The sequence below is a fragment of the Brucella sp. NBRC 12950 genome (assembly GCF_030268145.1).
Taxonomy (GTDB): Bacteria; Pseudomonadota; Alphaproteobacteria; order Rhizobiales; family Rhizobiaceae; genus Brucella.
In genome coordinates, this window is record NZ_BSQC01000001.1 from 613594 (window position 1) to 626629 (window position 13036).

The window sequence follows — 13036 nt, forward strand, 5'->3', positions numbered from 1 at the left end:
ACAGATCGTGAGAGAATTTAGTGATCGTGGTCGCAGGAACCATTTAGCGACAAGCTGACCTGACCATCTTCTGACTGAACCTGTCGGTAAAAACACGAGCGCCGACCGGTGTGGCAAGTTGGACCATCACCAGCAACGCGGACTTTCAGCCAAAGCGCATCCTGGTCGCAGTCTGTACGCAGCTCGATCACGCTTTGCAGATTGCCAGAGCTTTCGCCCTTTTTCCAAAGCGTATTGCGGGAGCGCGACCAGTAATGCGCGATCCCGGTTTCGAGCGTCAGGCGCAGTGCTTCCTCGTTCATATGAGCGACCATCAGCAACTCGCCATCACGTTCGTCGGTGACGACTGCCGTGATCAAACCTGATGCGTCAAAGCGCGGCATGAAAACCGCGCCTTCTTCAATCGCCTTCTTGTCGGAAGGCTGGACGGGAAAAATACTCATTGTTGCGCCTGGTTGTCTTTTTACTGGCGGATAAGGCTCATGAAGCGAACCTGTTCGTTCACTTCTTCCTGAAACGTGCCGGTAAAGGTCGTCGTGATTGTGCTTGAACCCTGCTTGCGAATGCCACGCATCGCCATGCACATATGTTCTGCATCAATCATTACTGCAACGCCGCGCGGTTTCAGAATGCGCTGAATGCTTTCAGCGATCTGGGCAGTGATGCTTTCCTGCGTTTGTAGGCGGCGCGCAAAAATATCGACAACGCGTGCAATCTTCGACAGGCCAAGCACCTTGCCATCTGGCAGATAAGCGACATGCGCTTTGCCGATGATCGGAACCATATGATGTTCGCAATGCGAGAAGAAGGAGATGTCCTTCACCAGTACCATGTCATTATAGCCGGATACTTCTTCAAAAGTGGTGCCAAGCACATCCTCCGGGCTTTCGGCATAGCCGCCGAAAAGTTCGCTGTAGGATTTGGCAACGCGTTTTGGTGTATCCAGCAGGCCTTCGCGGTCAGGATTGTCTCCTGCCCAAAGAAGAAGAGTGCGCACAGCAGCTTCTGCTTCGGCCTGAGTTGGCCGTGGCAGGTCTGCAGACGGATTGGATTCGTCATCAATCTTGAGGATGCGAGCGTCCATCAGTATTCTCCAGTAGTCTCCTTCAAGGAGGAGACGAGTTAAACGGACAATACAACGATGCGCCCAATAGTCTGATTTGCGAGCGTGCGATGTATTGATCCGGCAACACCAAGCTGCCGGACGGGCATTTCCGCGGCTACTCATCACCATGTGATAATCTACCCATGGCGCAGTCGCTACTTGCCTATTATATAGACAGGAAATTGCAACTTCAAACCGTAACCGGACGACAATTTTACATTTTTCTCCGGAAAGGCGGAAGGTTTCCCTCAATGATCGACGATGTTTATAACAAACGTATCCTTGAATTTGCAGGGAATATTGAAAGACTCGGACGAATTGCTGACCCCGATGCGGTCGCAACTGTTCACTCCAAATTATGTGGGTCCAAAGTTACCGTCTATCTGCGCATGTCAGACGGCGTGGTTACAGACTTCGCGCATGAGGTGAAGGCCTGCGCATTGGGACAAGCTTCATCGTCGGTCATGGCGCGCAATGTGATTGGCTGCACGTCGGAAGAGCTGCGCGTCGTGCGCGATTCGATGTATAAGATGCTCAAGGAAAACGGCCCTGCGCCGGAAGGCCGTTTTGAGGATCTCAAATATTTTGAACCGGTTCGTGAATATAAAGCCCGTCATGCATCGACGCTTCTGACATTCGACGCGGTTATCGATTGCATTCGCCAGATCGAAGAAAAGGTGCAGGCGGCTTAGGATAGCATATGTGCAGTTGCGGGAAAGATCATTCGGGCGGTGCGACGGCAACCGGAAAGCGCCAGACCCGCAATTTTACCGATCCATGGCGCAAAACGCCGGGCAGGGTGCTCGGCACCAGTCTGATAAGGCTTTATCAGCTCACGCTGTCCTCCTTTATCGGCAATTCCTGCCGACATATGCCGACCTGTTCTGAATATACCTACGAATCTGTGGCCCGTTACGGATTGTGGAACGGCAGCTGGATGGGACTGTTCCGGATAATGCGTTGCGGCCCCATGGGAACTCACGGATTCGATCCTGTTCCGCGAGAATTGTCGGCCTATTATCGCTGGTATTTGCCTTGGCGCTACTGGCGGGTCTCGTCACCCACAAGCTAAGTGTTTGTTTTTAAAAGATTGCAACAAATCTGTTAGTTTATTGCCCGTTGATTAGAATTCGTTAATGATAATTCTGTTTTATCGGGAAAAGGAAATCAGGTCGGCCCGGCGTCTTTTTCGCGCCGCAATTCGGCTTCATTTGCATCTAGTTTTCTTTTCATGTGAGCCAATATGCATAAATCGTTGTCCCGCATCTCCCAGCTGATTGCCGGTGTTGCGCTTGGTGCCAGCATCTTCTGCGCTACCAACGCCATGGCGAATGTTTCATGGGTGGTTTTTGATGCCGATACTGGCGTCGTTTTGGGACAAGACGATGCAACCGAGCAGCACGCGCCTGCTTCATTGGCCAAGATGATGACGCTCTATCTGACCTTTGAGGCTCTCAAGACTGGCAGGCTGAATTGGGATGATCAAATGCCGATCTCCAAGAACGCATCTGTAAAAGTCAGAATGAAGCTGTATCTGAAAGCTGGCGAAACAATTTCTGTTCGTGATGCCGTCATGGGTATGGTTATCGTTTCGGCAAATGATGCCGCAACGGTTGTTGGCGAATATCTCGGTGGATCGGAAGCGGGCTTTGGCCGCCTGATGACGCAAAGAGCCCGAAACCTCGGCATGAAAAGCACTTATTTCGCCAACCCATCGGGTTTGACGGCGAAGATGACCCAGCTGACAACCGCGCGCGATATGGCTGTGCTTGGCATGTCGCTGCGTCGCGATTTTCCAAAAGAGTATGCGCTGTTTTCGGAGCGCTCCTTTACCTATAAAGGCCGTCCGTTCAACGGCCACAACAATCTGATGTATCGCTATCAGGGCGTAGACGGCATCAAGACCGGCTATACAGATGTTTCTGGCTATAACCTCGTTTCGTCAGCAATCATCAATGACAAGCATCTCGTAGGCGTTGTGCTTGGCGCTGGCTCATCGCGCGAGCGTGATGACCGCATGGCGAAACTCCTGACGCGCTTCGGCACGGAAGGCGCTGGAAAGTCCACAGACGAAATCGTTACAGCTTCGATTCAGACACCTTTGCCCGTTATCTCGCCGCTTAAGCCACAGAAGCCAAAGGTTGATGCTGTTGCCGATATGATCGACGACAACAAGATCGAGCAGGGCGACGGCGGCTTTCTGGTGAAGTCTGCCATGTCTGCATGGCGTGTTCAGGTTGGTGTAACGCCATCTCGCAAGGGCGCAGACGAACTGCAAGCCAAGTATTTGCCGGTTGTAAGCAACCTGGTGCCGGGTACAAAGGCTGAAATTTCGACCGCTCCGCGCGGCCGCAAGATGTACCGTGTTCGCTTCTCCGGATTCAAGGATTCGGATGCAGCTGAAAAGACTTGTGCGAAGCTCAAGCAGCAGGGCGTTCCCTGCCTCGCCATCCGCAACTGAGTTCATCCAGTTTCCAGAATGCCGAAGGCGCCGTGATGCAGTTTGCCACGGCGCTTTTGCTTTACCTATTAATCAAAAAAGATTAATACCCAAACGTTACAGCGGGTCCAGTTAAGACTGAATCTTTGGAGCCGCTGTAACTGTTTGTTTCTACGCAGTATCCGACGCAGAACCGCTCGCGCTTTTGCTGGAATGCTACAATTCCTGTTGTGCAAGCAACATATAGGCGGTTCTGACAGCTTGAGCAGGATCGTTTCATGCAAAACCACCCGCAATCGTTGGCGGGACTGGATAAGGAAGAAAATGATGTCGAATGTATCTATGCAGTTTCCTGATGGCTCGGTGCGCGAATATGATGCCGCAACAACCGGTGCCGAATTAGCTGAATCCATCTCCAAATCACTTGCAAAGAAGGCCGTGGCTTACGCCGTTGACGGTACCGTGCGCGATCTCTCCGATCCGCTTGGCGCTTCCGGTGCAATCGAAATTCTGACCCGCGAAGACCCGCGCGCGCTGGAACTGATCCGTCACGACACGGCTCACGTTCTCGCTGAAGCTGTGCAGGAACTCTTTCCGGGAACGCAGGTAACAATCGGTCCAGTCATCGAGAACGGTTTCTATTACGACTTTGCGCGTAATGAGCCTTTCACGCCCGATGATCTTCCGGTGATCGAAAAGAAGATGCGCGAAATCATTCAGCGCAACAAGCCGTTCACCAAGCAGGTGTGGTCGCGCGAGAAGGCCAAGCAGGTTTTTGCCGATAAGGGCGAGAGCTACAAGGTCGAACTCGTTGATGCGATCCCTGAAGGCCAGGATCTTAAGATCTATAATCAGGGCGAATGGTTCGATCTTTGCCGTGGCCCGCATATGGCATCCACGGGTCAGATCGGCAATTCATTCAAGCTGATGAAGGTTGCTGGTGCTTACTGGCGCGGCGATGCCAACAACCCGATGCTGACCCGCATCTACGGCACGGCATTTGCCAATGATGCCGATCTCAACGCTTATCTTCATATGCTTGAAGAAGCCGAGAAGCGAGATCACCGCCGTTTGGGCCGTGAAATGGACCTGTTCCATTTTCAGGAAGAAGGTCCGGGCGTTGTGTTCTGGCACGCCAAAGGCTGGCGCATGTTCCAGACGTTGGTCGCCTATATGCGCCGCCGTCTCGACAGCCACGGCTATCAGGAAGTCAATGCACCACAGGTTCTGGACAAGTCCCTTTGGGAGACATCCGGTCACTGGGGCTGGTATCGTGACAACATGTTCAAGGTGACTGTTGCCGGTGACGATACCGACGATGATCGCGTGTTCGCGTTGAAGCCGATGAACTGCCCAGGTCACGTTCAGATATTTAAACATGGTCTTAAGTCTTACCGCGATCTGCCTATAAAGCTTGCAGAATTTGGTAATGTGCATCGTTACGAACCATCGGGCGCATTGCATGGTCTGATGCGTGTGCGTGGCTTCACGCAGGACGACGCGCATGTGTTCTGCACCGAAGAGCAGATGGCAGCCGAATGCCTTCGCATCAATGATCTTATCCTGTCGGTCTACAAGGACTTCGGCTTTAAAGGGATCACGATCAAGCTTTCGACGCGCCCTGAAAAACGTGTGGGTTTGGATGAATTGTGGGATCGCGCTGAAAGCGTGATGATGACGGTTCTTGAGCAAATCGCGGAACAGTCGGAAGACATCAAGACCGGTATTCTGCCGGGAGAAGGTGCGTTTTACGGTCCTAAGTTCGAATACACGCTGAAGGATGCGATCGGCCGTGAATGGCAGTGCGGAACGACACAGGTTGACTTTAACCTGCCGGAACGTTTTGGCGCATTCTATATCGACAGCAATTCGGAGAAGACGCAGCCGGTGATGATCCATCGCGCGATCTGCGGTTCGATGGAACGCTTCCTTGGTATTCTGATCGAAAACTTCGCCGGTCACATGCCACTGTGGTTTGCACCGATTCAGGTTGTCGTTGCGACCATTACGTCTGAAGCTGACGGCTATGCTGCTGAAGTTGCAGCAAAGCTCAAGGCTGCTGGCCTCCAGGTCGTGACTGACGTTCGTAACGAGAAGATCAACTACAAGGTTCGCGAACATTCGTTGCAGAAGGTTCCGGTCATTCTCGTCTGCGGTATGCGTGAAGCAGAGGAAAAGACGGTCAATATGCGCCGTCTCGGATCGCGCGATCAGGAAGCCATGACGCTGGACGAAGCGATTGCTCGTCTGACAGAAGAGGCGACGCCACCAGATCTTCTTCGTCTGAAGAAGTAATCAAATAAAACCGCGCTTAGGCGCGGTTTTTTATGCATCCATACACAGAACGATAATTCTTACGGGCTGAATTTGACAGGCGTAGGGAAGCAATGCGCTATAGATGGGTGAGAAATCAATCTACAGTGTCGTCGGACGCTTCAAATTCCTTGCTTGTGACAACCTCGACATCTTCATTCTTGCCCGATGAAACCTTGAAATCACGCTGATAAATCCGGTCCTTGTTCTTGGCAACGGCGACATAGTCCCCCTCGATGAGAACGAGTGAAGAATAGGCGCCAGCGCTTTCGCGAACGACGTCACCGGAAGCGTTCAAGATTGACCAGGAGGTATCGGCGAGCGCTTCGCCACCTTTTTCGCGAACAAGCTTCAGCACAACTTCGGCCGCACGATGCTGAACGGTGGCTTCCGTCAGCTTGCCTGCTTCGACGCGAATATCTGCGCGAATGATGGCATTTGCAGAACCGTAGTTGGAAACGACATGATAGGTGCCGCTGTTCAGACGGATGATCGTATCTGGTTTTACATCCGGCACGATGAGCGAGCGGTCATTGTTGTCTTCGTCGGCATAAATCGAGAATCGCACCAGGTCGCTCTTGATTTTGCCTTCATCTGGCAGAACTGCACTGAGCTTCATGCCGCCTGCATCGAGGGTCATTACTTCATGGCGGCTGGCATTGGTCAGTGTGATGCGCTTGGTTGCTCCCGCACGGCCATAGGCGGCGTGTACGAGATAACTACCTTCAGGAAGATTGAAAACTGTGCTGCCGCCCTTTGAAGAAGCGATGAGCGCGAGTTGTCCATCTGCCCCAACCTCAGGTGCGAAGACGCGCCAGACAAGCCCGGTCGAAATATCCGGACCGTCTTGTTTGAGACGTGCCTTGAGATCCAGTTCGCTTGTTTTCACAAGAGGATTGTTTTCAGGGCTTATTGGGCTTGCGTAGGGGCTGAGCGTTGGCAAATTAAGCTTTGGCTCTGGAAAATTTGGCAAGCCGCTAGTGCTGTTGGTCTGAACTGATCCATTTCCGCCGGAAGGGGCCTGCATGGCAGGTGGTGCAGCTGGTGTCTCAAGCTGGAAATTCGGTAATTTGAAGCCGCCGCCGGGACCTCCCTGCGGACCGCCGCCAAATCCCCCGCCCATTCCGCCGCCGGGACCACCCGGTCCGCCCGGGCCACCGGGGCCTTGCGCTAAAGCAGACGAAGCAATCAGGACAAAAGAAAGGGTCGCGGCAAGTGACTTGCTGCGCGATGATTTTGCACTGTTTGCTCGAAACAGACCCATAGTATCTGACATGGACATGTTTTGACCCCAAGCGGGTGGCGAATTCAAGGCCAAATCGACCATAGACATGGCAATTTATATGGGCGCTTCATGCGTTGTCACAGATTCTTGGCTTTACAGGCCAACAATGACAGGTGAGAAGCAGTCACATTCCATTTCCAGCATAATCTTGGCGATCTCCATTTCACTCTGGTCGCATTATGCTTTAAGTGGAGTGACATATGCAGATTTTAGCGATGAGGTTTCCCCCCGTGACACATCCGGTGTTTGATTTTCTGGCTCAGCGCAGCTCCACACCTATTTCGGCTATTTCAGAACCAGCACCCGAAGGCGCTGAACTGGACGAATTGCTGAAAGTGGCAGCGCGCGTGCCGGATCATGGTCGTCTGACACCTTGGCGTTTCATTCTTTATCGTGGTGATGTTCGTCACAAGGTTGGTGAATATCTTGCCAAGCGCGCAGAAGAGCGGGAAGGCCCATTGCCGGACAGTCGGAAGGATCAGGAGAGGGCGCGTTTTGCGCGCGCACCACTGGTAATCGGTGTGGTTTCTTCGCCAGTCGCTCACGAGCGCATTCCGGAATGGGAGCAGTTTCTGTCGGCAGGCGCTGCTGCAATGAACCTTTGCACCGCAGCAAATGCGCTTGGTTATGCCACCAACTGGATCACCAATTGGTATTCCGACGATGCGCCTGCACGCGCTCATCTGGGGATTGCTCCGAATGAACGGGTTGCCGGTTTCGTGCATATCGGGACAGCAGAAAACAAGATGCCTGAGCGTCCGCGCGCCGATATGGAAAAGATCGTTTCCGACTATAGTGGACCTTGGACTGAATAAACTAGGTTAGTTTTCTCTGATAAACTACGGAAAACAAGATGTTTTATAAGCCAGAAGATGGTCACGGACTGCCCCATAATCCGTTCAAGGCAATTGTCGCTCCGCGTCCGATTGGCTGGATCGGTACGCGTTCGGCATCAGGAAGCGTCAATCTGGCTCCGTACTCGTTTTTCAATGCCATCTGCGATACGCCACCTATGGTGATGTTTTCGTCTTCAGGTGTGAAAGACAGCGTTACATTCATCGAGGAAACAGGTGAGTTTACCGCCAGTCTGGTCAGTGACCATCTGAAAGAGAAGATGAATGCTTCTTCGGTCAATGCGCCACGCAGTGTGAGCGAGTTTGAATATGCAGGCCTTGGTATTGCCCACAGCAAGGTCATTGCAGCACCATATGTAAAAGAAGCTTATGCAGCACTCGAATGCGTTGCAGTCGAGACCAAACGTCTACAGGACAAAGAGGGCAGGCCGACCGACAATTATATGGTCATCGGTGAAGTTGTCGGCGTTCACATCGATGAAAGCGTGCTGACTGATGGACTGTTTGACATAAGAAAAGCCAAGCCCGTCACACGGCTTGGCTATATGGACTATGCGACGACCGATGATGTCTATCAAATGTTCCGACCGAAGTGGGACGATTAGAGAGCCGTGCACCCTGCTGGGCGCGCAATTGCCGCTATAAAATTTTGATTTTAAAGCATAATTTCATTTTAAGCTGATTCAAGTTTTAGAAATTATGCTATAGATTTGAGGGGCTGATTACAGCCCCTTTTTCTTTGCTTCGATCCAGATATTTTCCATCTCGTCGAGTTCTGCGGCCTCAAGACTGCTGCCTGTATCCTTCAAGGATTTCTCAATGAAATCAAAGCGGCGCTTGAATTTGTCATTCGCCGCGATCAGGGCTGTTTCGGCATCTATTTCCAGATGTCGACCCAGATTGACCATCGCGAAAAGCAGATCACCGTATTCTTCGGCGATATTAGCTTTGTCTTCAGCGGCCATTGCTTCTTTGAGTTCAGCAGTTTCTTCAGCGATCTTGTCAAGAATCGGCGCTGCTTCCGACCAGTCGAACCCTACCTTGGCGGCTTTCTGCTGGAGTTTCAGCGCGCGTAGAAGGGCAGGGAAGGCATTTGGAATATCATCGAGATAACGTGTTTTCTCAACGGTTTCCAAACCAAGTTTAGCGCGGCGTTCTGCACGCTCGGCCTTCTCTTCCGCTTTGATGCGATTCCACGAGCCCTTCGCCATGCCAGCGCTTCTGGCCTCAGTATCGCCAAAGACATGCGGATGACGGCGGATCATTTTGTGCGTGATGGCTTCCACGACATCACCGAAACCGAACTTTCCCTGTTCTTCCGACATGCGCGCATGAAATACGACTTGTAGCAACAGATCGCCAAGCTCTTCGCGCAGATCATCCACATCGTCGCGTTCAATGGCATCCAGAACCTCATAGACTTCCTCCAGCGTGTAAGGTGCGATGGATTTTGAAGTCTGCTCGACATCCCATGGGCAGCCGGTTTCCGGATCGCGCAGAGCGACCATGATTTCGAGAAGACGGTCGATATTGCGGGAGGGTTCCATCTTCGCTCCATTAAATTGATGTCGCATTGTTGAGGCAATCTGCGAGAATCGAAGGGTTTGGGTTGCAGTCCGCTATGGTTTTTGCATAGTCAGCCAATAAACGCCTTTGGGGGATCGCACATTGGGGCAGTATGTTCAACAAGCAGGTATTTAAAGAATGACGATTCTTGTAACTGGTGGTGCCGGATATATCGGTTCTCATACATGCGTACAGCTGATTGAGGCTGGCCACGACGTGGTTGTGGTCGATAATTTTGATAATAGTAATCCGGAAGCTCTCCATCGTGTGGAAAAGATCACGGGGCGTGCGCCAATTCGCGAACCTGGTGATATTCGCGACCGTACCCTGCTGGAACAGATAATTACACGTCACAAATGCACGGCTGTTATTCATTTTGCCGGGCTGAAAGCCGTAGGTGAGTCGAGCGAAAAGCCGCTGCATTACTATGATTGCAATGTGCTAGGTACGCTACGCTTGTTGCAGGCGATGGAAACTACAGGCGTCAAAACGCTGGTTTTCAGCTCTTCGGCCACGGTTTATGGCGATCCGGAAAAACTCCCCATCACCGAAGATCAGCCACTGTCCGCAACAAATCCTTATGGCCGCACGAAGCTCGTCATCGAAGATATGCTGCGCGATCTCTATAACAGCGATAACAGCTGGAAAATTGCGATCCTGCGCTATTTCAATCCAGTTGGGGCACATGAAAGCGGTCTGATTGGGGAAGATCCAAAGGGTATCCCAAACAATCTGATGCCAATCATCGCGCAGGTTGCGACGGGCCGTCGCGAGAAGCTCAATATCTGGGGCAATGATTATGACACGCCGGATGGCACAGGTGTCCGCGATTATATCCATGTTGTTGATCTTGCAGCCGGGCATCTGAAAGCGCTTAAAAAGCTTGATGAACCGAAGTGCTTTTCAGTCAATCTGGGTACAGGGCAGGGCTACAGCGTTCTTGATGTAGTCAAGGCTTTCGAGCATGTGTCAAACCGTGAGATCAAATACGAGATCGCGCCGCGCCGCCCAGGTGATATTGCCGAATGCTATGCCGATCCTGCTTTCGCGCGTGATTTTCTGGGCTGGACCGCTGAAAAAGACCTTCGTGAAATGTGTCAGGACATGTGGAACTGGCAGTCTAAAAATCCAAACGGATATGAATAAAGCGGCAGAGTAGGGCTGTTGTATTTCAGTCCTGTTCTCCCGGAAAAGTGAACCGGCTATATGCGCCACCTATCCTTAAGTATTGTACCAAAGTCTGATTGGACTATTACAACTGGAGGGATGGCTGGCCGGTTTACGGCCCGAAGTAATGAAGGACTACCGAGATAATGCGTTTTCTGCCCGATAAGTTCACTTGCATGTTGATTGCAACCATTTTGCTTGCGTCATTCCTTCCGGTGCAGGGCGATTTCGCTGAGTGGTTCGGGATTGCTACTAAAATCGCGGTTGGACTTCTGTTCTTCCTGCATGGCGCACGTTTGTCGCGTGAAGCGGTTGTTGCGGGTGTTACGCACTGGCGACTGCATTTGGCGGTCGTATGCTCGACATTCGTCTTGTTTCCGATTTTGGGACTGGCCGCAGGCTGGACAATTCCGGGACTGGCACAATCGCCGTTCTATCTCGGCATTCTCTATCTCTGCGTTCTGCCTTCTACGGTTCAATCGTCAATCGCCTTTACCTCGATGGCAGGCGGTAATGTTTCCGCTGCCATTGTTTCGGCCTCTGCATCCAACATTTTCGGTATGTTCCTGACGCCATTGCTTGTCGGCCTGCTTTTCGCAGTGAAAGGTGGCGGCGGTATTTCTGTCGATGCGCTTGAATCCATTCTGCTTCAATTGCTTGCACCGTTTGTTCTTGGGCAAATTTTGCAGCCGTGGATCGGCAATTTCATGCGTCGTCACAACAAATCGCTCGGATTTGTCGATAGGGGCTCGATCCTGATGGTTGTCTATCTGGCGTTCAGTGAAGCGATTGTCGAAGGTCTATGGCATACAGTTTCCTGGAATGATCTCGGTGTAATGATCGGCGTGAATATTCTGCTTCTGGTGATTGTCATGCTGGCGACTTGGTATGGCAGCAAGGCGCTGGGCTTTAATCACGCCGACCGTATCACGATCATGTTCTGTGGCTCCAAGAAGAGCCTTGCCAGTGGTGCGCCGATGGCCAGTGCTATATTTGCAGGCGCAAATGTCGGTAGTGTGGTGTTGCCTTTGATGCTTTTCCACCAAATCCAGCTGATGGCTTGCGCAGTGATTGCGCGTAAACTTGCCGATCATAAGCCTGCTGCAAATACGGCGACTGCAGCAGCTGAATAGAACTGGTTCTTGCTGTGATCCTCATATGAGGGTAGGAGGGCAGGCGAGTGGTTTCGCCTCGCCCTTTCCTTTTATGGAGCAGACGGCCCTAACCCAGTTATTTGCTTTCTAGTGGCTATCCGCGTTCACTAAGGGCTCAAGAAAAGGCGATTGATATGTCCAAGCAGAACGGCAAATCCGGCACGACGGATTCATTTGATCAGGAGGCTTTGGCCGAGGCTTACAACCATGCGCTTGCGCTGGAAAAAGCCGGTGATCTGGATGCCGCTGAAAAGGCATATCAGGCCGTTCTGGAACTCGACCCGGGAGACCATGGTGGCGCTGCGGTGCGCCTTGCCAGCATGGGGCGCGGAAACGTGCCGCCAAAAGCGCCAGACGCTTATGTTGCAACGCTGTTTGATCAACACGCCGAGATGTTTGACACGATCCTTGTCGATCAGCTTGGTTACGATGTGCCATTGCAGCTGCGCGAAATGCTTCTTGAAATGGACGAAGAGTTTCAGGCTGAGCGTATGCTTGATCTTGGCTGCGGTACTGGCCTTTCTGCCGATGCGCTGGACGACATGGCAGACCACAAAACGGGCGTCGACATTTCTGAAAACATGATCGAAGTGTCGTATGAAAAAGGCGATTACGACGCGCTGTTCGTTGGAGAAGCTGTTCGCTTTCTTGAGACCACTGAAGAAGACAATTGGGATCTGATCGTCGCGACTGACGTGCTGCCTTATATGGGCGGGCTGGATGAGTTCTTTTCAGGCGTAGCAAATCATCTGCAAGCCGGAGGCTATTTCGGCTTCTCCAGTGAAACGCAGCCTGACGAGCGTTTTGCCGGACGTGATTTCATGGTGGGTGATTATCAGCGCTTTGCCCATGCACAATCCTATGTGCGTGCGCTTTTATCTGCGCATGGCATGGAATGCATACGTTGTGAGGATATTGTCGTCCGTAGCGAGCAAGGTTCGCCAGTTCCAGGACATTTATATATCGCTCAGCGCCGATAATATCGGCGTAAGCTGGCTCCAAATCAAAGAGTTATGTTCCATAATCTATCTTATGCAATCGATGTGTATAACGGGGGTGGGTTCTAGTTTGAAGTGCGACTTGCAAATGATAACAATGAGTTATCCAATGCAAGGAACTCGTCATGGACCGTACCTATTCGCATCTTGATCT

13 protein-coding genes are annotated in these 13036 nt (G+C 51.9%); 9 read left to right on the forward strand and 4 right to left on the reverse strand.

All coding sequences use genetic code 11. The features are described 5' to 3' along the window. Positions 1-17 precede the first annotated feature (17 nt). Both hisI and folE read right to left on the reverse strand, forming a co-directional pair. Positions 18-443 (reverse strand): phosphoribosyl-AMP cyclohydrolase, encoded by a 426-nt coding sequence (gene hisI, locus QSJ70_RS02970; protein WP_285534710.1) that lies wholly within the window; start codon positions 441-443, stop codon positions 18-20. Positions 444-463: 20 nt separating this feature from the next. Further along, positions 464-1084 carry a GTP cyclohydrolase I FolE gene (gene folE, locus QSJ70_RS02975; protein ID WP_079211921.1) on the reverse strand — a complete coding sequence of 207 codons (621 nt, stop codon included), beginning with the start codon at positions 1082-1084 and terminating at the stop codon, positions 464-466. 272 nt (positions 1085-1356) lie between these two features. Here folE and QSJ70_RS02980 point away from each other — a divergent pair, with 272 nt between their 5' ends. The 4 genes from QSJ70_RS02980 (at position 1357) to thrS (ending at position 5840) form a co-directional block, all read left to right on the forward strand. Then, positions 1357-1797, forward strand: coding sequence for an iron-sulfur cluster assembly scaffold protein (locus tag QSJ70_RS02980; RefSeq protein ID WP_113485248.1), 441 nt, complete (start codon positions 1357-1359; stop codon positions 1795-1797). Positions 1798-1805: 8 nt separating this feature from the next. Further along, positions 1806-2177, forward strand: a complete 372-nt coding sequence (yidD, locus tag QSJ70_RS02985; protein ID WP_007875042.1) for a membrane protein insertion efficiency factor YidD — start codon at positions 1806-1808, stop codon at positions 2175-2177. 171 nt (positions 2178-2348) lie between these two features. Beyond that, complete coding sequence (locus QSJ70_RS02990; RefSeq protein WP_285534711.1) at positions 2349-3566, forward strand: D-alanyl-D-alanine carboxypeptidase; 1218 nt, start codon at positions 2349-2351, stop codon at positions 3564-3566. A 303-nt stretch (positions 3567-3869) separates the two neighbouring features. Next, the gene (gene thrS, locus QSJ70_RS02995; RefSeq protein WP_285534712.1) at positions 3870-5840 is read left to right on the forward strand and encodes a threonine--tRNA ligase; all 1971 of its coding nucleotides are present in this window, start codon (positions 3870-3872) and stop codon (positions 5838-5840) included. Positions 5841-5955: 115 nt separating this feature from the next. On the opposite strand, the gene QSJ70_RS03000 is transcribed toward thrS, so the two are convergent. Beyond that, positions 5956-6885 (reverse strand): RgsD C-terminal domain-containing protein, encoded by a 930-nt coding sequence (locus QSJ70_RS03000; RefSeq protein WP_079211919.1) that lies wholly within the window; start codon positions 6883-6885, stop codon positions 5956-5958. Between the two features lie 488 nt (positions 6886-7373). Here QSJ70_RS03000 and QSJ70_RS03005 point away from each other — a divergent pair, with 488 nt between their 5' ends. Both QSJ70_RS03005 and QSJ70_RS03010 read left to right on the forward strand, forming a co-directional pair. Then, entirely contained in the window at positions 7374-7958 is a 585-nt protein-coding gene (locus tag QSJ70_RS03005; RefSeq protein ID WP_064320635.1) for a nitroreductase family protein, read from the forward strand. A gap of 38 nt (positions 7959-7996) precedes the next feature. Further along, positions 7997-8602: a flavin reductase family protein gene (locus QSJ70_RS03010; protein WP_285534713.1), complete on the forward strand. Its 606-nt coding sequence runs from the start codon at positions 7997-7999 to the stop codon at positions 8600-8602. A 117-nt stretch (positions 8603-8719) separates the two neighbouring features. On the opposite strand, the gene mazG is transcribed toward QSJ70_RS03010, so the two are convergent. After that, a complete protein-coding gene (mazG, locus tag QSJ70_RS03015) occupies positions 8720-9544 on the reverse strand; it encodes a nucleoside triphosphate pyrophosphohydrolase (RefSeq protein WP_007875035.1) in 825 nt (274 codons plus the stop codon). 157 nt (positions 9545-9701) lie between these two features. On the opposite strand from mazG, the gene galE reads away from it, so the two are divergent. The 3 genes from galE to QSJ70_RS03030 all read left to right on the forward strand — a co-directional run bounded on the left by galE (position 9702) and on the right by QSJ70_RS03030 (position 12864). Next, complete coding sequence (galE, locus tag QSJ70_RS03020; protein ID WP_007875034.1) at positions 9702-10709, forward strand: UDP-glucose 4-epimerase GalE; 1008 nt, start codon at positions 9702-9704, stop codon at positions 10707-10709. A gap of 167 nt (positions 10710-10876) precedes the next feature. Further along, positions 10877-11863: a bile acid:sodium symporter family protein gene (locus QSJ70_RS03025; RefSeq protein WP_007875033.1), complete on the forward strand. Its 987-nt coding sequence runs from the start codon at positions 10877-10879 to the stop codon at positions 11861-11863. 155 nt (positions 11864-12018) lie between these two features. Further along, on the forward strand, positions 12019-12864 hold the full coding sequence (locus tag QSJ70_RS03030) for a class I SAM-dependent methyltransferase (protein ID WP_285534714.1): 846 nt from the start codon (positions 12019-12021) through the stop codon (positions 12862-12864). Positions 12865-13036: the final 172 nt, after the last annotated feature.

What these genes read in the sequence shown, in the direction of transcription:
- hisI (WP_285534710.1), bottom strand. Translation starts at nt 443, where the DNA reads ATGAGTATTTTTCCCGTCCAGCCTTCCGACAAGAAGGCGATTGAAGAA.
- folE (WP_079211921.1), bottom strand. Translation starts at nt 1,084, where the DNA reads ATGGACGCTCGCATCCTCAAGATTGATGACGAATCCAATCCGTCTGCA.
- QSJ70_RS02980 (WP_113485248.1), top strand. Translation starts at nt 1,357, where the DNA reads ATGATCGACGATGTTTATAACAAACGTATCCTTGAATTTGCAGGGAAT.
- yidD (WP_007875042.1), top strand. Translation starts at nt 1,806, where the DNA reads ATGTGCAGTTGCGGGAAAGATCATTCGGGCGGTGCGACGGCAACCGGA.
- QSJ70_RS02990 (WP_285534711.1), top strand. Translation starts at nt 2,349, where the DNA reads ATGCATAAATCGTTGTCCCGCATCTCCCAGCTGATTGCCGGTGTTGCG.
- thrS (WP_285534712.1), top strand. Translation starts at nt 3,870, where the DNA reads ATGATGTCGAATGTATCTATGCAGTTTCCTGATGGCTCGGTGCGCGAA.
- QSJ70_RS03000 (WP_079211919.1), bottom strand. Translation starts at nt 6,885, where the DNA reads ATGCAGGCCCCTTCCGGCGGAAATGGATCAGTTCAGACCAACAGCACT.
- QSJ70_RS03010 (WP_285534713.1), top strand. Translation starts at nt 7,997, where the DNA reads ATGTTTTATAAGCCAGAAGATGGTCACGGACTGCCCCATAATCCGTTC.
- mazG (WP_007875035.1), bottom strand. Translation starts at nt 9,544, where the DNA reads ATGGAACCCTCCCGCAATATCGACCGTCTTCTCGAAATCATGGTCGCT.
- galE (WP_007875034.1), top strand. Translation starts at nt 9,702, where the DNA reads ATGACGATTCTTGTAACTGGTGGTGCCGGATATATCGGTTCTCATACA.
- QSJ70_RS03025 (WP_007875033.1), top strand. Translation starts at nt 10,877, where the DNA reads ATGCGTTTTCTGCCCGATAAGTTCACTTGCATGTTGATTGCAACCATT.
- QSJ70_RS03030 (WP_285534714.1), top strand. Translation starts at nt 12,019, where the DNA reads ATGTCCAAGCAGAACGGCAAATCCGGCACGACGGATTCATTTGATCAG.